The sequence below is a fragment of the Acidovorax sp. LjRoot66 genome (genome assembly GCF_964253305.1).
Taxonomy (GTDB): domain Bacteria; phylum Pseudomonadota; class Gammaproteobacteria; order Burkholderiales; family Burkholderiaceae_C; genus Acidovorax.
The window spans coordinates 5,204,904-5,223,405 of record NZ_CAXUQU020000001.1 but is presented as its reverse complement, the minus strand read 5'-3'; the positions used below and the strand labels follow the sequence as shown (position 1 = coordinate 5,223,405).

15 protein-coding genes and 1 other RNA gene are annotated in these 18,502 nt (G+C 67.7%); 11 read left to right on the top strand and 5 right to left on the bottom strand.

The window, feature by feature from the left end:
• Positions 1-31: 31 nt before the first annotated feature.
• A complete protein-coding gene (locus ACSQ3Y_RS24615; RefSeq protein WP_436179182.1) occupies positions 32-1,396 on the top strand; it encodes a TIGR03862 family flavoprotein in 1,365 nt (454 codons plus the stop codon).
• Positions 1,397-1,447: 51 nt separating this feature from the next.
• Here ACSQ3Y_RS24615 and ACSQ3Y_RS24610 read toward each other — a convergent pair whose 3' ends face one another.
• Entirely contained in the window at positions 1,448-2,197 is a 750-nt protein-coding gene (locus ACSQ3Y_RS24610; RefSeq protein ID WP_427999904.1) for a hypothetical protein, read from the bottom strand.
• Positions 2,198-2,442: 245 nt separating this feature from the next.
• An RNA gene (gene ffs, locus ACSQ3Y_RS24605) (signal recognition particle sRNA small type) lies at positions 2,443-2,539 on the bottom strand.
• 388 nt (positions 2,540-2,927) lie between these two features.
• On the opposite strand from ffs, the gene dnaX reads away from it, so the two are divergent.
• The 6 genes from dnaX to ACSQ3Y_RS24575 all read left to right on the top strand — a co-directional run bounded on the left by dnaX (position 2,928) and on the right by ACSQ3Y_RS24575 (position 8,360).
• Positions 2,928-4,964: a DNA polymerase III subunit gamma/tau gene (gene dnaX / locus ACSQ3Y_RS24600; protein ID WP_436179181.1), complete on the top strand. Its 2,037-nt coding sequence runs from the start codon at positions 2,928-2,930 to the stop codon at positions 4,962-4,964.
• A gap of 80 nt (positions 4,965-5,044) precedes the next feature.
• Positions 5,045-5,377 (top strand): YbaB/EbfC family nucleoid-associated protein, encoded by a 333-nt coding sequence (locus ACSQ3Y_RS24595; protein ID WP_007847962.1) that lies wholly within the window; start codon positions 5,045-5,047, stop codon positions 5,375-5,377.
• 235 nt (positions 5,378-5,612) lie between these two features.
• A complete protein-coding gene (gene recR, locus ACSQ3Y_RS24590) occupies positions 5,613-6,209 on the top strand; it encodes a recombination mediator RecR (RefSeq protein WP_057269593.1) in 597 nt (198 codons plus the stop codon).
• A gap of 103 nt (positions 6,210-6,312) precedes the next feature.
• Positions 6,313-6,738: an MAPEG family protein gene (locus ACSQ3Y_RS24585; RefSeq protein WP_179681280.1), complete on the top strand. Its 426-nt coding sequence runs from the start codon at positions 6,313-6,315 to the stop codon at positions 6,736-6,738.
• A gap of 187 nt (positions 6,739-6,925) precedes the next feature.
• Positions 6,926-7,978: an ABC transporter substrate-binding protein gene (locus ACSQ3Y_RS24580; RefSeq protein ID WP_436179180.1), complete on the top strand. Its 1,053-nt coding sequence runs from the start codon at positions 6,926-6,928 to the stop codon at positions 7,976-7,978.
• 229 nt (positions 7,979-8,207) lie between these two features.
• Entirely contained in the window at positions 8,208-8,360 is a 153-nt protein-coding gene (locus ACSQ3Y_RS24575; RefSeq protein ID WP_082604393.1) for a DUF3096 domain-containing protein, read from the top strand.
• A 156-nt stretch (positions 8,361-8,516) separates the two neighbouring features.
• Here ACSQ3Y_RS24575 and ACSQ3Y_RS24570 read toward each other — a convergent pair whose 3' ends face one another.
• Together ACSQ3Y_RS24570 and gloB are read right to left on the bottom strand one after the other, a co-directional pair.
• Positions 8,517-10,088, bottom strand: coding sequence for a transglycosylase SLT domain-containing protein (locus ACSQ3Y_RS24570; RefSeq protein ID WP_436179179.1), 1,572 nt, complete (start codon positions 10,086-10,088; stop codon positions 8,517-8,519).
• Entirely contained in the window at positions 10,085-10,861 is a 777-nt protein-coding gene (gloB, locus tag ACSQ3Y_RS24565; protein ID WP_436179178.1) for a hydroxyacylglutathione hydrolase, read from the bottom strand. Before gloB ends, ACSQ3Y_RS24570 begins: the two co-directional genes overlap by 4 nt.
• Here gloB and ACSQ3Y_RS24560 point away from each other — a divergent pair.
• From ACSQ3Y_RS24560 to ACSQ3Y_RS24545, 4 genes are all read left to right on the top strand, one after another.
• Entirely contained in the window at positions 10,860-11,687 is an 828-nt protein-coding gene (locus ACSQ3Y_RS24560; protein WP_436179177.1) for a class I SAM-dependent methyltransferase, read from the top strand. The two genes, gloB and ACSQ3Y_RS24560, sit on opposite strands and share 2 nt — an antisense overlap.
• Before the next feature lie 34 nt (positions 11,688-11,721).
• The gene (gene rnhA / locus ACSQ3Y_RS24555; protein ID WP_427999908.1) at positions 11,722-12,171 is read left to right on the top strand and encodes a ribonuclease HI; all 450 of its coding nucleotides are present in this window, start codon (positions 11,722-11,724) and stop codon (positions 12,169-12,171) included.
• A gap of 143 nt (positions 12,172-12,314) precedes the next feature.
• Positions 12,315-13,730 carry an efflux RND transporter periplasmic adaptor subunit gene (locus ACSQ3Y_RS24550; protein ID WP_057205700.1) on the top strand — a complete coding sequence of 472 codons (1,416 nt, stop codon included), beginning with the start codon at positions 12,315-12,317 and terminating at the stop codon, positions 13,728-13,730.
• Positions 13,731-13,773: 43 nt separating this feature from the next.
• Positions 13,774-16,923 carry an efflux RND transporter permease subunit gene (locus tag ACSQ3Y_RS24545; RefSeq protein ID WP_427999909.1) on the top strand — a complete coding sequence of 1,050 codons (3,150 nt, stop codon included), beginning with the start codon at positions 13,774-13,776 and terminating at the stop codon, positions 16,921-16,923.
• Between the two features lie 12 nt (positions 16,924-16,935).
• Here ACSQ3Y_RS24545 and ACSQ3Y_RS24540 read toward each other — a convergent pair whose 3' ends face one another.
• The gene (locus ACSQ3Y_RS24540; protein ID WP_436179176.1) at positions 16,936-18,348 is read right to left on the bottom strand and encodes a sigma-54 interaction domain-containing protein; all 1,413 of its coding nucleotides are present in this window, start codon (positions 18,346-18,348) and stop codon (positions 16,936-16,938) included.
• Between the last annotated feature and the right edge of the window lie 154 nt (positions 18,349-18,502).

Sequence of the window (18,502 nt, the reverse complement as noted above, 5' to 3'; positions counted from 1 at the left end):
TTGTTCTCCCGATTTCCGAAAGCCCCTCACCATGAATGCAAGCACCCCCATCGCGCAGGACGCTGCCACCCCTGGCCTGGCCTGTGACGTTGCCATCGTCGGCGGCGGCCCGGCGGGCCTCATGGCGGCCGAGGTGCTCGCGCAGGCCGGTGTGGCCGTGCACCTGTTCGATGCCATGCCCTCGGTGGGCCGCAAGTTCCTGCTGGCGGGCAAGGGTGGGCTCAACCTCACGCACTCCGAGCCGCACGAGAGCTTTGCCACCCGCTTTGTGGGCCGCGAGAAGCTGGTCGAGCCGCTGATCACCGCCTTCGGCGGGCCGGCGGTGCGCGACTGGGCGCAGGGCCTGGGTGTGGAAACCTTCGTCGGCACCTCGGGTAGGGTCTTCCCGGCCGACATGAAGGCCGCGCCGCTGCTGCGCGCCTGGCTGCAGCGCCTGCGCAGCCAGGGCGTGCAGTTCCATATGCGCCACCGCTGGCTGGGTTGGGCCAATGAGGGGCAGGGCGGTGCACTGCGCTTTGCCACGCCCGCTGGGGAGCTGGCCGTGACCGCGCGCACCACCGTGCTGGCCCTGGGCGGTGGCAGTTGGGCACGCCTGGGGTCCGATGGCGCCTGGGTGCCGCTGCTGGCTGCACGCGGCGTGGCCGTGGCACCGCTGCGCCCGGCCAACTGCGGTTTCGACGTGGTGCGTGGCGATGTGCCCGCTGGCGAGACGCGGCGTGATTTCTTTCGCGAGCTGATCGGCCGCGCGCCCACCCCCGCCGTAGGCTGGACCCCGCACTTCACCGAGCGCTTCGGCGGCCAGCCGTTCAAGACGGTGGCCATCAGCTTCACCGACAGCGAAGGGCGTAGCTTCAGCCGCCGCGGCGAATTCGTGGCCACGGCCACGGGCGTGGAGGGTAGCTTGGTCTACGCTGTCTCGCAGCTGCTGCGCGACGAGATCGAGGCCCATGGCCACGCCACCTTCCACCTCGACCTGCTGCCCGACCACACGCCCGAGCGCGTGCTGGTGGAGGTGCGCCACCCGCGTGGCTCACGCTCGCTGTCCAGCCACCTCAAAAGTCGCCTGGGGCTCGATGGCATCAAGGCCGGCATCCTCTACGAGCACCTGGGCAAGGATGGCATGGCCGATCCTGTGGCACTGGCCCATGCCATCAAGGCGCTGCCCGTGACGGTGGTGGCCACCCGGCCGCTGGACGAAGCCATCAGCACCGCCGGTGGCGTCGCTTTCGAGGCACTCGACGGCGACCTCATGGCCACCCGCGCGCCGGGTGTGTTCTGCGCCGGCGAAATGCTGGACTGGGAGGCCCCGACGGGGGGCTACCTGCTTACGGCCAGCATGGCCAGCGGCAGACTTGCGGGGCAGGGCGTGCTGAAGTTCCTGCGCGCTGGCGCTTGAAGGGCTTGCCAGGGAGCACAGGGCCCGGCGCCACTGCAAAGATGCGGGTTCTCAGAATCTGGACCGGTAATACAGCATCGGCCCGCCCTTCCTGGCGCGCAGCAGCAGGCGCGATCCGCCCTGCAATTGCACGCCGACCGCGCCGAATTCGGGCACGAGACCCCGGGTCTTTGACGATTCCCATTGCATTTCGAGGCGCGTGCCATACAGGGGTTGCTGTGCGTCCCGGATCATGGTCAATGCGTCGGATGAAGGCGCCAGCTGCGAAGTCCGTGCCCAGGCCGATACGTCGAACTGTGGCCCGCTCTCACGCTGCGAACGCCAGCGCACGCCGAAGTCCACGCTTGCAGGGCTGGGTGCATCCGATGCCAGCGGCACGGCACTGGCCGTTGGCGCGCTCATGCCCAATGACAGCCCGAACTTGCCGTAAGACTCGCGTGTGATGAGCCAGCCGGTGAGGTCAATGGACTGGGTGCTGTTGAACTGGTATCCCGGGCTGCCGGGTAGCGCATTGATGCGTGCGGAATAGTCGCCAAAGTCCGGCAGCACCACGCTGTTGATCTCATAGAACGAGGATGCCCTGGTGGTCTTTTCGCGCAGGCTGGCCATGGCTTCGTCGGCGAAGTTCACACCCGCCGCCGTGGCCACTCCGGTGGTGAGCCAAAACAGCCCTGCGGTGCAAAGATCCCTGCTTCTGCGGTGGGCCGCATGCCCTGTTGCCATTGCAATGGCGTAGCCATCGGGATGCCCGGTTGCTTGGCTGCGGGCGGTGAATACTTGCACGGTCATGGCGGTAGACATGGCAGCACCCGATAGAAAAAAGATGGACTAGGCGATGCTGCAAAGTGTGCGCCTCTCCATCGGCGAGGGGAAGCTCCGAATGCCGCGAAACTGTGTCGGACATCACCGACAAGGTCTGCGCGCCTGTTCAAAAGAACCTTGGGCGGAACCTCAGGAGGGATGGCAATCGGTTGTGGCGCGTCGCGCGCCAATGCGTGCGCGACCAAAAAGGCATTTTTGCGCAGGGCGCAAAAAAGAAGAAAGAAGTTGACGAGCCTTACCCCCGGCACTGACTCCACAGTTAGGGCTGCTTGGTTCCCCACCTGACCCGTTTGGCCGCTTTACCATGCGGGGAGGCCCGTCACTGGCTATTGTAGCGGGTGCGCGGCAGGTGGCCGGCTTCGATGGCCAGTTTGTCCTTGCCGCGACGGGTTATTTGGATGCTCGTGCCACACGGCGCTGCCAAGCAATGAAGGTTGGGGCCCCACCAGCCCCCAGATGGTGACGCCGATGCATGGCACAGATGGCAATCCCTGCAAGGCCATGGACATTGCCCGGCCTACCCCGGACACACCGGCACCCAGGGCATCGCGAACAGTCGCCCCCTTGCTCTGCAGCACCATCGACAGCAGGGCCTCCCCAGATCCGTTTTCCCCGGGTTGCCAGCGGCGCCTTTTGGGGGGGTGAAAGCCGTCTCCGGTGGTGGCGAGCGCTGTGCAGGGGCATCCGCAGACCCCCTTAGAATCAAGCCATGTCCTATCTCGTGCTCGCCCGCAAGTACCGCCCCCGCAATTTCACCGAAATGGTGGGGCAGGAGCACGTGGTACAGGCGCTCACCAATGCGCTCACCCAGCAGCGCCTGCACCATGCCTACCTGTTCACGGGCACGCGGGGGGTGGGCAAGACCACGGTGTCGCGCATCCTGGCCAAGTCGCTCAACTGCCAGGGGCCGGACGGTACGGGCGGCATCACCGCCACGCCCTGCGGCGTGTGCCAGGCCTGCACCGACATCGACAGCGGCCGGTTCGTGGACTACACCGAACTCGACGCTGCCTCCAACCGCGGCGTGGACGAGGTGCAGAGCCTGCTCGAGCAGGCCGTGTACAAGCCGGTGCAGGGGCGCTTCAAGGTCTTCATGATCGACGAAGTGCACATGCTCACCAACACCGCCTTCAATGCGATGCTCAAGACGCTGGAGGAGCCGCCCGAGTACCTGAAGTTCGTGCTCGCCACGACCGACCCGCAGAAGGTGCCGGTCACCGTGCTCAGCCGCTGCCTGCAGTTCAACCTGCGCCCCATGGCGCCCGAGACGGTGCTCAGCCACCTCACACAGGTGCTCGCGGCCGAGAACGTGCCCGCCGAGCCCCAGGCGCTGCGCCTGCTCTCGCGCGCCGCGCGCGGCTCCATGCGCGACGCGCTTTCGCTCACCGACCAGGCGATTGCCTTCGGCAGCGGCCAGTTGCAGGAAGCCGGCGTGCGCCAGATGCTGGGCGCGGTGGACCGCTCCTACGTGTTCCGCCTCATCGAAGCCCTGGCTTTGGGCGACGGCAAGACGGTGGTGGAAACCGCCGATGTGCTGCGCCTGAACGGCCTGTCTGCCGCCTCCACGCTCGAAGAGATGAGTGCCGTGCTGCAGCGCATGGCCGTGTTCCAGGCCGTGCCGCAGATGGTGGGCGCCGTCGATGCCGACGACCCCGAGGCTGCCGAGACCGCGCGCCTGTCGGCTGCCATGCCGCCTGATGAGACGCAACTGCTGTACAGCATGTGCCTGCACGGCCGCAGCGAGCTGGGCCTGGCGCCCGACGAATACGCAGCCCTGACCATGGTGCTGCTGCGCCTGTTGGCCTTCAAACCCCCGGCCGGCGACGGCCCGGCAGAAAAAAAAACTCTGACGCGGCCTGAACCGGCGGCTTCGGCCCCTGTTCACGCCCCGGTTGCTGCACCTTTGCCGGCGGCTCCGGCTCCGGCTCCGGCTCCGGCTCCGGCCCCGGTCGTGGCTGTCGTGCAGCCACCCGCGGTGGTTGCCACTGCCCCTGTCCCGGTGGCCGCCGCCGCCCATGTCGCCGCTCCGTTGGCCGCAGAGCCTGCGGCTGCCAAGGTCGTCGCTGCACCGGAGGTTCCCGTGCCCGCACCTGCGCCCGTGGCCGCGGCGCCCCAGTCCACGCTATTGCCGGTGCGCACGCTCGACGATTTCGACCGGCAGCACGGCGGGTCTGGCGATGAGCGCGATGGCGGCGAGCACGCCAGGTCATCGTCACCCGCCACGGCCGTGGCCGAGCGCCCGGCGGCCGACGTGATGTCCATCCCCGTGCGCAGCATGTCCGCAGAGCCTGGCGTGCGCCTGCAGCCCACGGCGCATTCGCCTTCGGCGGCATCGCTGCCTGCCTCGGCCCGCTATACGCCGACCGAAGAGGGCGAGGTCTGGTACACCACCGTACAGTCCCTGGTGGCCGCCGAAGTGATCACCGCGCTGGTGCGCGAGCTGGCGCTGCAGTCGCAACTGGTGGCACGCGATGGTGGCCACTGGCTGCTGCGCGTGGAGCGCGAGTCGCTCAACCAGCCCACGGCGCGCGAGCGCCTGCGCGCCGCGCTGGAAAATGCCGGCCATGCCACCCAGATCACCGTCGAGGTGGGCGTGGTGATCGACAGCCCCGCGCGCCGCAACGCCGCTGCCGCTGCCGAGCGCCAGCGCGTGGCCGAAGAGATCGTGATGAACGACCCCTATGTGCAGACGCTGCTGCGCGACCATGGCGCGAAAATCGTGCCGGGCAGCATCAAGCCTGCGTGAGGCGTTTGCAGCAACCGATGCCGACAGATCGATAGACAGACAACCTCCAACCTACAACCTCCAACCCAAGGACCACCACCATGTTCAACAAAGGACAACTCGCCGGCCTGATGAAGCAAGCCCAGGCCATGCAGGACAACCTGAAGAAGGCGCAGGACGAACTGGCCTTCATCGAGGTCGAGGGCGAATCCGGCGCCGGCCTCGTGAAGGTGCTCATGACCTGCAAGCACGACGTCAAGCGCATCACCATCGATCCGAGCCTGCTGGCCGAAGACAAGGACATGCTCGAAGACCTGGTGGCGGCTGCATTCAATGCGGCGGTGCGCAAGGCGGAGGAGACTTCCAGTGAGAAGATGGGCAAGCTCACGGCAGGAATGCCAGGACTCCCCGGCGGCATGAAACTCCCTTTCTGAGGGTTGGCTACCGAGCGGGCAATCTGCGTCGTTGGGCGGTGCTCGGAATCCTCACGTACTTCAAGTACGTTCCGGTTCCTGTGCTCCGTCCGCCTAGCAGCTTATCCCGCTCGCTACGCCCTGGAGGGCGGGGTGTGAAGCCCTGGGGCGGCGCGTTGCTTGCTTCGCTCGCTTGCGCTTGGTGGCATAGACAAACACTTTCTTAAACCGGCTTTTCGCTGCGTAAACTGGCCCTATGGCTTCTTCTTCTACCAATTCCCTTGACGTTTTGATCCAGGCGCTCAAGCGGCTGCCGGGGGTGGGGGTGAAGTCGGCCTCGCGCATGGCGTTCCATCTGCTGCAGCATGACCGGGAGGGGGCCGAGGCCTTGTCACGGGCGCTGCACGATGCGGCTGTGTCGGTGCACCACTGCAGCCGCTGCCATACCTTCACCGAGGCCGATGTGTGCAGCACCTGCCTGGACCCGGAGCGCGATGCCACGCGGCTGTGCGTTGTGGAGACGCCTGCGGACCAGTCGGCGCTGGAGCGCACGGGGGCCTTCAAGGGGCTGTACTTCGTGCTGATGGGGCGGCTCAGTCCGCTCGACGGCATCGGCCCCAAGGAGATCGGCCTGCACAAGCTCATGGACCGGGCCAGCGACGGCACGGTGCAGGAGGTGATCCTGGCGACCAATTTCAATGCCGAGGGCGAGGCGACCGCGCATGTGATCAGCGAGGCGCTCAAGGCCCGGGGCCTGCACGTCACGCGGCTGGCTCGCGGCGTGCCGGTGGGCAGCGAGCTGGAATACGTGGACCTGGGCACCATCGCCCATGCGCTCGTGGACCGGCGCTGAAGTGGCTTGGGTGCAGGGCCGCTTAGAATCCGTGCCCTCCTATCTATTCAATGGCTTTCCAGGCAAGGCTGGCAGGCAATAGCAAGAAGAAAGTGCAACAAGAATGAACTCCTCCATGCACATGGCCCGGTTCACGGCGGCCTACTGGTGTGTGCTGGTGGCTGCGCTGCTGCCCATGGTGTGCTCCTACCTGGCCAAGAGCGGGGGGCTGGGAAAATCGCGCGGGCAGGGCGGTTTCGACAACAGCGACCCACGGGCCTGGCTGGCCCGGCAGACAGGCTGGCAGGCACGCGCCAATGCAGCGCAGACCAACAGCTTCGAGGCGCTGCCGTTCTTCATCGGTGCGGTGGTCATTGCGCACCAGCTCGGCGCAGGCCAGACACTGCTGGACCTGGCAGCCCTGCTGTGGGTGTTTCTGCGCATTTTTTACATCATGATGTATGTGGCGGACATGCCCACCGTGCGCAGTGCGCTGTGGTCGGGTGCCTTGCTCGTCAACATCGGCATCCTGTTCATGGGATACCGCTGATCGCCAGGGCTGGCGGGCGTTTTCCGCCTGCGGCCGGGCCCTCGCGGCCCACATTTTGGCCCCTCGCGGGGCCCAATCCACTGTCACCTACGTATTAGTCCTCAGGGGTAGTCCCTGATGCCTGCCGGGCTATGCTGAGGCACGATTGTTGCAGTGCAACAATGGCCTCTTCGCCTTTCATTTTTCCATGCCCAGTCCCTTGCTCAGCCGCCGCGCATTTGGTGCCGTATCCGCCCTCTCGGCGGCTTCGGTGTTTGCGCCTGCCGTGCTGTCGCAACAGGCCGCCGCGCCGGGGTTGGGTCGCGTCACGGTGGCTGTCGGGGGGCAAAGCGTGCTTTACCACCTGCCGCTGGCGTTGGCCGATCTGCTGGGCTATTTTGAGAGCGAAGGGCTGCAGGTGGTGGTCTCCGACTTTGCCGGTGGCGCCATGGCACTGCAGGCCGTGTTGCAAGGGGCGGCCGACGTGGGGTCGGGGGCTTACGAATACACCATCCGCCAGCAGGTGCGTGGCAGCTACCTGCGCGCCATGGCGGTGCATGGCCGCGCGCCGCAGATCGCCATGGGCGTTTCGCGCAAGGCCTTGCCGCGCTACGAGGCACTCGCTGACCTCGCGGGCCGGCGCATCGGTGTCTCGGCCCTGGGGTCGTCCACGCACCTCATGGCCATCCACCTGCTGGCGCGCGCCGGCATGCGCGAGCGCGACGTGACCTTCGTGGGGGTGGGCTCGGGCGCGCCGGCCGTGGCGGCGCTGCGCACGGGCCAGGTGCAGGCGCTGTGCCATGCCGATCCCATCATGACGCTGCTGGAGCAGAAGATGGACGTGCACATCGTGGGCGACATGCGCACCCTGAAGGGCTCACAGGAGCTGTTTGGCGGCAACATGCCGGCCGGTTGCCTGTATGCGCCCCAGGCCTTCGTGCAGAAGCAGGCCGCCCAGGTGCAGGCGCTGACCAATGGCATCGTGCACGCGCTCAAGTGGCTGCAGACGGCCGCACCGGCCGACCTGATCAAGGTGGTACCGCCCAGTTACCTGCTGGGCGACCGCGGGCTGTACCTGGCCGCCTTCAGCCGTGTGCGCGAGACCTTCTCGCCCAACGGCCTGATGCCCGACGACGGGCCCGCCACCGCGCTGCGCGTGCTGGGCCGCACCGGCCCCGAGGTGACCGACGTGAAGGTCGACCTGGCCCGCACCTTCAGCAACGAGTGGGTGCGCAAGGCGCGGCAGAAGTACAACGTCTGATACGGATTGGCCTTCAACCGTCTAACTTCGTTGGTCCGCCTTGCCGTGCTACAGCACTGTCTGCGGCTTCCCGCCTAGTTATACGATTGAATGCAAATCCGTATGAGACTGCCTGCGCATCAAGCGCCTTCTGCGCTTTCGGGACGGGAAGATGGCTTACATTGGCCGGCATCCGGTTTGCCGTAGGCTCGGCACACCAACTTCCTACCCACCCACCAAGGATTTCTCCATGGCATTCTCCCTCAGCATCGGCCCGCTCGTCTCCCTGATCGCGGGCATCCTCATCCTCGTCATGCCGCGCCTGCTCAGTACCATCGTGGCCATCTACCTCATCGTCATGGGCGTACTGGGACTGATGGGCATGCATTCCCTCAAGCTCTGAGGGGGGGAGTCGCTGAGAAAACCTCCCTGGCGTCGTTGCTCCGTCTTGCCGTACTTTCAGTACTGTCTGCAACGGAGCGTCTAGCCAGGAAGCTTTTTCAGCAACTCTTGAGAGTGGGGTTTGCCCCGTCTGGCAAAAAGCCCCAACCCCTGGAGCTCAGCGCTTCTTGACTTTCGATGGCGTGCCGCCGCGCTTGGCGGGGGCTGAGACCGGGGCCTTGGCCGCGCTTTGCTTGCTGCGGGCCTGGACCACGTTGCGCACGTTCGAGGATCGCACCTGGGTGGCAGCAGCCACCGCGGCGCGCACCGGCAGGTAGACCACGATCTGCTGGCCCAGCTTGAAGGCGGCGCTGGCCTTGACGTCGTTCCAGTCGGCCACGTTGCTGGTGCTCAGGTTGTAGCGCTTGGCCACGCTGGCCACGGTTTCGCCCTTGCGGGCGCGCACCGTGGTGCGGCGGGTGACGATTTCGGGGGCGAATGCCAGTTGGCCGTTGTCCGCCAGGTGCGATGAGACGTCCTCGCGCGTGGTCACCGAGCGCGGCACCATCAGTGCCGAGCCGGCCTTGATCAGCATGCGCGGCGGGATGTTGTTCATGGCGCGCAGGTCGGACTCGCTCATGCCGGTGCGCTGGGCGGCATCGGCCACCGTCATGGTGGTGGGCACTGACCATACCGTCCAACTGGCGTACTGGCCTTCGCGGCGCGCTTCCAGGTTGCGCTGGAAGACCTTGGCATTGTCCCAGGGCAGCAGGATCTGCGGTGTGCCGGCCGCCAGGATCACGGGGCGCTTGTACGAGGGGTTGAGCGCGCGGAAGTCGTCCTCGCGGATGCCCGAGAGCGTGGCCACCAGCGCCACGTCGATGTCGTGGGTGATGTCCACCGTCTGGAAGTAGGGGTGGTTCTCGATCAGTGGCAGCTCGGCCTTGAAGGCATCGGGGTTGGCCACGATGTTCTTCACCGCCTGCAGCTTGGGCACATACAGCCGGGTCTCGGCCGGCATGTTCAGGTCGGTGTAGCTGGTGCCCAGGCCCGCCTTCTGGTTGCGCGCAATGGCGCGACCCACGCTGCCCTCGCCCCAGTTGTAGGCGGCCAGGGCCAGGTGCCAGTCGCCGAACATGCCGTAGAGCTTTTGCAGGTAGTCGAGCGCCGCGCGGGTCGATGCCAGCACGTCGCGCCGGTCATCGCGAAAGGCGTTCTGCTTGAGGTCGAAATAGTTGCCCGTGGCCGGCATGAACTGCCACATGCCCGCCGCCTTGGCGCTCGACACCGCCTGGGGGTTGAACGCGCTCTCGATGTAGGGCAGCAGCGCCAGCTCGGTCGGCATGCCCCGGCGTTCCAGTTCCTCGACGATGTGGAACAGGTACTTGCTTGAGCGCTCCGTCATGCGCTGGATGTAGTCGGGCCGCGTGGCATACCACTGCTCGCGGTCCTGCACCAGCTCATGCTGCAGGTCGGGCATGGCAAAGCCGCGGCGTATGCGGTCCCACAGGTCGGCCGGGGCCGAGAGCGATGCCACGCCGCCGCCGTTGAAGGTGTTCACCGCCATGATGGGCTGCAGCGGCCCGGTCGGGATGAGCGGCGTGTGCGCGGGGCGCGCGGGCGCCTTGTTGTTGGTGGGGGTGGCAGGGCCATCGGACGCGCCGCCCGCCACGGTGGTGTCGGTTCCGGTGGTGGCGCAGCCGGTCAGCCAGAGCATGCCGGCCAGGCACGCGATGTGCACAATTTTCATCGAAACTCGTTTTTCCATTGGCGCAGTGCCGCCAGTACGGCCACTGCGTCGTGTTGATCTGTCTGCAGGTCGAACCGCTGTGCTGCTTCGCGCACCTCGGCTTCGCGCACGCGCAGGAAGGGGTTGATACCGCGCTCTTGCGCAATGTTCGATGGCAGGGTGGGCAGGCCCTGCGCCCGCTGTGCTTCGCACCAGCCGAGGTAGTGGACCAGATCCTGGTTGCCGGGTTCCACGGCGCGCGCGAATTTAAGGTTCGAGAGTGTGTATTCGTGCGCACAACACACCCTGGTGTTGCCGGGCAGGGCCGCCAGTTGGTCGAGCGAGTCGAGCATCTGCGCAGGTGTGCCCTCGAACAGGCGCCCGCAGCCGCCCGAAAACAGCGTGTCGCCGCAGAACAGTACCGGCGTGCCCCCCATGTCCGCACAGTGGTATGCGATGTGCCCGGCCGTGTGGCCCGGCACGTCCAGCACCGTGAAGTGCAGGCCGGCCACGTCCACCGTGTCGCCACCGGCCAGGCGCACCAGCGGCTCGGGGACTTTCTCGCGCGCCGGGCCGTATACCGTGGCGCCCGTGGCCTCGCGCAGCACGTCCACCCCACCGACGTGATCGTTGTGGTGGTGCGTGACTAGAATGGCCTGCAATCGCAGTCCCAGGTCGTGCAAAGCCTTCTGTACCGGTGCGGGATCTCCCGGGTCGACCACAATGGCCTGGCGTGCGTCGTGCAGCATCCAGATGTAGTTGTCGGCAAAGGCGGGCAGCGGTAGCAGGTTCATGAGCGATCAAATTATAGGTTTGCACCACTGGTTCGATTCCCCGCCCGGCCGTTACCTGCTGGCCTGGGAGCAAGCCCGCCTGGATGAGGCGGTTGCGGACCTCTTCGGCTACCACGCCGTGCAGCTGGGTATGCCCCTGCTGGACGGCCTGCGTGCCAACCGCATGCCGTACCAATGGCTGGCGCTGGGGCAGGAGGCCGTGGGCGAGGGGGGCCTGGCCGCCGAGCCCGGCCTGCGCGAGGATGGTACGCCCCGCCAGGCCATCGCGCTGCTGGCCGAGCCGGTGGCCCTGCCATTTGCCGAGGCCAGCCTCGACCTGGTGGTGCTGCCCCACACGCTGGAGCTGAGCATCGACCCCCACGCCGCCCTGCGCGAGGTGGCGCGCGTGCTCGTACCCGAAGGGCGCGTGGTCATCAGCGGCCTGAACCCCATGAGCCTGTGGGGCCTGCGCCAGCGGCGTGCGCGGCTGTACGGCAGCTTTGGCCGCGGCTCGCTCTATCTGCCCGACGTGGGCGAGTTCATCGGCTACCGCCGCCTGCGCGACTGGTTGCGGTTGTTGAGCTTCGAGGTCGAATCGGCCCGGTTTGGCTGTTATTGTCCTGCGGTGCGCAGCAGCCAGTGGATCGAGCGCTTTGGCTGGCTGGACCCGCTGGGCGAGAAGTGGTGGCCGATTTTCGGCGCCGGGTACTTTCTGGTGGCCGTCAAGCGCGTGCACGGCATGCGCCTGCTGGAGCCCGCGTGGCGCACCGCGCGCCAGCGCAACGCAGCCACCGTGCCCGTGGCGCACCGCACCCCCTCGCCACCGGGCGCTACGCACCGGCGCTGATGACCATGAACATGAAGAAGAACAGGAATCCATTTTGAACGAGGTCGTGATTTACACCGACGGTGCCTGCAAGGGCAACCCCGGCCCTGGTGGCTGGGGCGTGCTGCTGCGCGCAGGCACATCGGAGAAGGAGCTGTTTGGCGGCGAGCTGGGCACCACCAACAACCGCATGGAGCTGCTGGCCGTGATCGAGGCGCTTGCTGCCTTGAAGCGCCCCTGCGCCGTCACCCTGTACCTGGACAGCGAGTACGTGCGCAAGGGCATCACCGAGTGGATCCACGGCTGGAAGGCCCGCGGCTGGCGCACCGCCAGCAAGGCCCCGGTGAAGAACGTGGAGCTGTGGCAGCGCCTGGACGCCCTGGTCGCCAGCGGCGGGCACCGCATCGACTGGCGCTGGGTCAAGGGCCACTCGGGCGACCCCGGCAACGAGCGCGCCGACCAACTGGCCAACAAGGGCGTGGACAAGGCGCTGGGCCGCAGCTGAGACCACGCGGAAGACTGGGGCGGCGGTTGACTGTCTCCAATCCCCCACCCCTGAAGTAGCCGGGGGCTGCAGATTTGGATACACACTGATACATTGGCAGATTGCCCGCGCCCGGGCTTCACCGATCTCACTGCTGCTGATCCATGGCGTCCAAAACCCGTTACATCGTTGTTGCTGTCGTCGGCATCGCTGCCGCATCGGGGGCCGCATGGTGGCTTCAGCGCCCTGCCGCGCCGCCCAAGACGGACAGCGCGTCTGCACCTGCGGGGGGCAATGGCCCCTCGGCTGGCGCGCGGGGGCCGGGCGGGCAGGGCGGCGCGGGCCGGGTGGTGGCGGTGGAGGCCGCGCCCGTGCGCCAGATGGCGCTGCGCGACGATGCCGAGGCCGTGGGCAGCCTGCGCTCGCGCCGCAGCGTGGTGCTGCGCCCCGAGGTCAGCGGGCGCATCACCCAGCTCAATTTCACCGACGGCCAGCGCGTGCGCCAGGGCCAGGTGCTGGTGCAGTTTGACGACCAGTTGCCCCGAGCCCAGGTGCAGCAAAGCCAGGCCGAGCTGTCCATCGCCCAGGCCAACCACAAGCGCAACCAGGAGCTGGTGGCGCAGGGCTTCATCAGCCAGCGCTCGGTCGACGAGAGCGCCGCCAACCTCGAAGTCGCCCAGGCCAAGCTCTCGCTGTCGCAGGCCACGGCCTCGCGGCTGCGCATCCTGGCGCCGTTCGACGGCATTGCCGGCATCCGCGGCGTGAACGTGGGCGACTACCTCAAGGACGGCGCCGACATCGTCAACGTGGAAGACCTGGACGCGGTGTACGTGGACTTCCGCCTGCCCGAGCGCCTGCAGGGCAAGGTGCGCACCGGCCAGACGGCGCGCGTGGTGTTCGACGCGCTGCCCGGCGTGCGTTACGCCGCCGTGGTCCAGGCCATCAACCCGCAGATCGACGCCGATGGCCGTGCCGTGGCCGTGCGTGGCTGCATCGACAACCGCCGCCTGCAGTTGCGCCCCGGCATGTTCGCGCGCGTGACCACGGTGTTCTCCGAACGTGCCAACGCCCGCGTGGTCCCTGAGGAGGCCATCGTGCCCGAGGGCAGTAACGCCTTCGTCTACAAGGTGATCGAAGGCAAGGAGCCCGGCACCCGCGTGGCCCAGCGCACCGCCGTGACGCTGGGGGCGCGCGCCCCTGGCCTGGTGGAGGTGGTGGACGGCCTGGCCGCCGACGACCTGGTCGTCACCGCAGGGCAGCAGCGTATCCAGCGCGACGGTACCGCCGTGCGCGTGGTGGTGCTGGGCCAGCCGGAGGCTGGCAAAGGCAAAGGCGCTGCCGCCGGGCCGGCACGCGCAACGTCGAGTGCGGCTTCGGAGGCTGCCCCCATGGCCGATGCGCCGGCGTCCGCCGCACTTTCCGTGGGCAAGCCCGCAACTGCGGCCCCCGTCACTGCACCGGCACCCGCTGCGGCGCCGGTCGCCGCCCTGGTGGAGCCACTGCCCGGCCCCAACCCCTGCCAGGTGGCAGGCACCTCTTCGGGCCGCTCGGCACCCATGGTGCCGGGCAAGCCCGCCTGAGCGGCCTGCAGCCCCCTTCACCGCACCCTGCTGACGTACTGCCATGCAACTCGCTGAACTCTCGATCCGCCGGCCGGTGCTGGCCACCGTGCTGTCGCTTTTGGTGTTGCTGGTCGGGGCGGTGAGCTTCACACGCCTGTCGGTGCGTGAATACCCCAAGATCGACGAGCCTGTGGTCACGGTCAGCGTGCGCTACGCGGGGGCCTCGGCCGAGGTGATCGAATCGCAGGTCACCAAGCCACTCGAAGACTCGATCGCCGGCATCGACGCGGTGGACGTCATCACCTCCATCAGCCGCGCCGAGCAAAGCCAGATCAGCGTGCGCTTTCGCCTGGAGAAAGACGCCGACAACGCCGCTGCCGAGGTGCGCGACCGCACCGCCCGCGTGCGCAACCGCTTGCCTGACGCGGTGGACGAGCCCGTGATCGCCAAGGTCGAGGCCGACGCCTCGCCCGTGATGTGGCTGGCCTTCAGCAGCGACACGCGCACGCCGCTGGAGATCAACGACCTGCTCAACCGCATCGTCAAGCCGCGCCTGCAGACCGTGACCGGCGTGGCCGACGTGCCCATCTACGGCGAGCGCCGCTACGCCATGCGTGTGTGGCTGGACCCCGAGCGCATGGCCGGCTACCGCCTGACCACGCAGGACGTGGAAGACGCCATCCGCCGCAACAACCTGGAGCTGCCCGCCGGCCGCATCGAGTCGCAGCAGCGCGAGTTCAGCGTCACCTCGCAGACCGACCTGGCCAGCCCGGCGCAGTTCGCAAGCGTGGTGATCCGCACCGTCAACGGCTTTCCGGTGCGCATCCGCGACGTGGCGCGGGTGGAGGAGGGCGCCGCCAGCGACCGCAGCCGCGTGCGCCTGAACGGGCGCGAGGCCATCTCCCTGGGCGTGATCCGCCAGGCCACGGCCAACCCGCTGGAGCTGTCGGCCGGCGTGCGCGCCATGCTGCCCACGCTCAAGGCCGACCTGCCGCCGGACATCGCCATCGACATCGCCAACGACAACTCGCTGTTCATCGACCGCTCGGTGAAGAGCGTCTACACCACCATCGCCGAGGCCGTGGTGCTGGTGGCGCTGGTGATCTTCGTCTTCCTGCGCACGGCGCGCGCCTCCATCATCCCCATCGTCACCATCCCGGTTAGCCTGGTGGGCAGCTTTGCGCTGATGTCGCTGGCGGGCTTCTCGATCAACACCCTCACCCTGCTGGCCCTGGTGCTGGCCATCGGCCTGGTGGTGGACGACGCCATCGTGATGCTGGAGAACATCTACCGGCACATCGAGGAGGGGCTCGATCCGTTCTCGGCCGCGATCAAGGGCGCACGCGAAATCGGCTTTGCCATCGTCGCAATGACGCTGACCCTGGTGGCCGTGTATGCGCCGCTGGCCTTCACGCCCGGCCGCACGGGTCGGCTGTTCGTCGAGTTCGCGCTGGCGCTGGCCGGCGCCGTGGTGGTCTCGGGCTTCGTGGCGCTCACGCTGTCGCCCATGATGTGCTCGCTGCTGCTCAAGCACAACCCGAAGCCCAACTGGTTCGACCGCTCCATGGAGCGCTTGCTCACGGCCCTCTCGGACGCCTATGGCCGCTTGCTGCGCTGGATCGTCACCGCGCGCTGGGGTGGGCGGGCGGGTGGCGTGCGCGGTGTTCTGTTCCAGGCGCGCTGGCTGGTGATCATTGCCATGGCGGTCAGCGGCGCCGCGCTGGTGCTGGTCTACCCGAGCATGCGCCAGGAGCTCTCGCCGCTCGAAGACCGCGGCACCATCCTGGTCAACGTCACCGCGCCCGATGGCGCCACCCTGGATTACACCAACCGCTATGCGCTGGAGCTCGAAAAGGTGGGCCGCGACTACCCCGAGTTCGACCGCATCTTCGCCAACATCGGCAACCCCACGGTGGCGCAAGGCAGTGTGATCTACCGCACGGTGGACTGGGAAAACCGCTCGCGCAGCACGCTCAACCTGGTGCGCGAGCTGCAGCCCAAGGTGGTCGGCCTGCCGGGCGTCAATGCCTTTTTGATCACGCCGCCCTCGCTGGGCCAGCCGTTCCGTGCGCGCCCGCTCACCTACGTGATCCAGACCTCCGACAGCTACGAGAACCTCAACGCCGTGGCCAACGCCGTGATGGCCGAGATCGCCAAGAACCCCGGCATCGTTTCCCCCGATGTGGACCTGCGCCTGAACAAGCCCGAGCTGCGCATCGCCGTCAACCGCGACCGCGCCGCCGACCTGGGCGTGAGCGTGGACGTGGTGGCCAAGGCCATCGAGACCATGCTGGGCGGGCGCACCGTCACGCGCTACAAGCGCGACTCCGAGCAGTACGACGTGATCGTGCAGACCCAGGCCAGCGGCCGCACCACGCCCGAGAACATCGACAGCATCTACGTGCGCGGCCGCAACGACGCAATGATCCCGCTCTCCAGCCTGGTCAACGTCAAGGAGAGCGTGAGTCCGCGCGAGCTCAACCACTTCGGCCAGCGGCGCTCGGTCACCATCACAGCCAACCTGTCGCCCGAGTATTCGCTGGGCGAGGCCCTGACCTTCATGGACAGCACCGCCGCCAAGGTGCTCAAGCCCGGCTACACCACCGATCTCAACGGCACCTCGCGCGAGTTCCGCAGCTCGCAGGGCGCGCTGGGCATCGTCTTCCTGCTGGCGCTGGTGTTCATCTTCCTGGTGCTGGCCGCGCAGTTCGAGAGCTTCATCGACCCGCTGGTGATCATGGTCTCGGTGCCGCTGTCCATGATCGGTGCGCTGCTGGCGCTCAAGTGGAGCGGGGGCTCGCTCAACGTGTATTCGCAGATCGGCCTGATCACGCTGGTGGGGCTGATCACCAAGCACGGGATTTTGATCGTGGAGTTCACCAACCAGCTGCGCGAGCAGGGCCTGGAGATGGTGGACGCGCTCGTCAAGGCCTCGGCCCAGCGCCTGCGCCCCATCCTCATGACCACGGGCGCCATGGTGCTCGGCGCCATCCCCCTGGCCCTGGCCTCGGGCGCCGGTGCCGAAACGCGCTCGCAGATCGGCTGGGTGATCGTGGGCGGCATGTCGCTGGGCACGCTGCTCACCATCTTCGTCGTGCCCACCATGTACACGCTATTCGCCCGCAAGGCCGTGCCCGGTGCCAACACGGCCGTGGCAGCCGAAGAACCTGCTGAGCCGCTGCACCCTCCGCACGATTATGTGGCGAAGTAGCCCGGGCGCTGACTACGACAGCGGCCGCTCCAGTGGGATGCCGTGCAGGCGCAGCTTGGCATACAGCGTGGGCTTGGCAATGCCCAGGGCCTGGGCCGCACGGGTCACGTTGAAGCGGTGGGCCTTGAGCGCGTGCACGATGGTCTCGCGCTCCGCCGCGCGCAGGCTGCGCACCTCGGTGTTGGGGCCTGGATCCGCAGGGGTCTGCGCGACCGGTGGCGCCGGCACCAGGCCCAGCACGCTGGCATCGAGCGTGCCGCCCTCGCTCAGGTTCACCAGCCGCTCCATCGCGTTCTCCAGCTCGCGCACATTGCCCGGCCAGGGGTGCTGCAGCAGCGCGGCCAGCACGGCGGGTGGCAGCGCATGCACGGGCTTGCCCAGCGCCGCGCCGTAGCGCGCCAGGAAATGTGTGGCCAGCAGCGCCACGTCGGCCGGGCGCTCGCGCAGCGGGGGCAGGGTCAGCGCAATCACATGGCAGCGGTAGTACAGGTCTTCGCGAAACTCCTTGCGCGCCACCATGGCATGCAGGTCGCGGTTGCTGGCCGTGACCACGCGCGCATCCACGCGCACGGCGCGCGTGCTGCCCAGGCGCACCACCTCGCGCTCTTGCAGCACACGCAAGAGCTTGGCCTGCACGTCGAGCGGCAACTCCGACACCTCGTCCAGAAAAATCGTGCCGCCACTGGCCGCCTCGAACTTGCCCGGCCGCCCCTCGCGCTGCGCCCCGGTGAAGGCACCCGGCGCATGGCCGAACAGCTCGCTTTCGATCAGGTCGCGCGGCAGTGCCGCGCAGTTCACCGCGATGAAGGGGCCCTCGCGCCGCGCACTCGCGTTGTGAATCGCCTGGGCCAGCACCTCCTTGCCCGTGCCGCTCTCGCCGCACAGCAGCACGTTGGCCTGGCCGGCCGCCGCCTTGCGCGCCGCGGCGATGGTGGCCCGCAGCGCCGGGCTCTGCCCGATCATGCTGTCGAAAGTATGGCGCGCCTGGCTGCCCGCCATCCGGTCCGCCAGGCGGTGCACGCCACTGATCTCGCGAAAGGTGTTGACCACCGACAGCACGCGCCCGTCCGCCGCCTTCACGGGCACCGCCGTGTCCAGCACATGCAGCTGAAAGCGCGGGGTGGAGATCACGCGCTCGCGGTCGGTGTAGCCCTCACCCGTCAGGAACACCTGCTCCACCATGGTGTCGAAGTCCAGCAGCGAGCCCAGCGTGCGCCCCTGTGCCAGGTGGCGCGGCAGCCGCAGTTGGCGCGCCGCCTCGGCATTGAGGTGGCGCACCACGCCGCCGGGTTCCAGCACCATCAGCCCATAGGGCACATGGTTCACCAGGGTCTGCAGCTCTTCGATGAGTTGGCCCTGGCGTTCCAGCAGGTCGTCGGGGCTGGTGGCGGCAGGGACGGGGGCAGGCGGTCGCTTGGTGGGCATGGCGTTGCAATATGAAACGTTCAACTATTGAACGGTCGTTGCAAATCATATCGCTCGCCGCCACGTCGATGCGAGGCGCTTGCAGGCAAACCCAGGCTGCAGCGTGTGGCACGGAGCTTGCCCTGTGAGCAGGGCCTTTCTATCCTGCAACAGC

Coding starts and splice junctions, on each gene's coding strand:
- ACSQ3Y_RS24615 (WP_436179182.1), top strand. CDS start 32: ATGAATGCAAGCACCCCCATCGCGCAGGACGCTGCCACCCCTGGCCTG.
- ACSQ3Y_RS24610 (WP_427999904.1), bottom strand. CDS start 2,197: ATGTCTACCGCCATGACCGTGCAAGTATTCACCGCCCGCAGCCAAGCA.
- dnaX (WP_436179181.1), top strand. CDS start 2,928: ATGTCCTATCTCGTGCTCGCCCGCAAGTACCGCCCCCGCAATTTCACC.
- ACSQ3Y_RS24595 (WP_007847962.1), top strand. CDS start 5,045: ATGTTCAACAAAGGACAACTCGCCGGCCTGATGAAGCAAGCCCAGGCC.
- recR (WP_057269593.1), top strand. CDS start 5,613: ATGGCTTCTTCTTCTACCAATTCCCTTGACGTTTTGATCCAGGCGCTC.
- ACSQ3Y_RS24585 (WP_179681280.1), top strand. CDS start 6,313: ATGAACTCCTCCATGCACATGGCCCGGTTCACGGCGGCCTACTGGTGT.
- ACSQ3Y_RS24580 (WP_436179180.1), top strand. CDS start 6,926: ATGCCCAGTCCCTTGCTCAGCCGCCGCGCATTTGGTGCCGTATCCGCC.
- ACSQ3Y_RS24575 (WP_082604393.1), top strand. CDS start 8,208: ATGGCATTCTCCCTCAGCATCGGCCCGCTCGTCTCCCTGATCGCGGGC.
- ACSQ3Y_RS24570 (WP_436179179.1), bottom strand. CDS start 10,088: ATGAAAATTGTGCACATCGCGTGCCTGGCCGGCATGCTCTGGCTGACC.
- ACSQ3Y_RS24560 (WP_436179177.1), top strand. CDS start 10,860: ATGAGCGATCAAATTATAGGTTTGCACCACTGGTTCGATTCCCCGCCC.
- gloB (WP_436179178.1), bottom strand. CDS start 10,861: ATGAACCTGCTACCGCTGCCCGCCTTTGCCGACAACTACATCTGGATG.
- ACSQ3Y_RS24550 (WP_057205700.1), top strand. CDS start 12,315: ATGGCGTCCAAAACCCGTTACATCGTTGTTGCTGTCGTCGGCATCGCT.
- ACSQ3Y_RS24545 (WP_427999909.1), top strand. CDS start 13,774: ATGCAACTCGCTGAACTCTCGATCCGCCGGCCGGTGCTGGCCACCGTG.
- ACSQ3Y_RS24540 (WP_436179176.1), bottom strand. CDS start 18,348: ATGCCCACCAAGCGACCGCCTGCCCCCGTCCCTGCCGCCACCAGCCCC.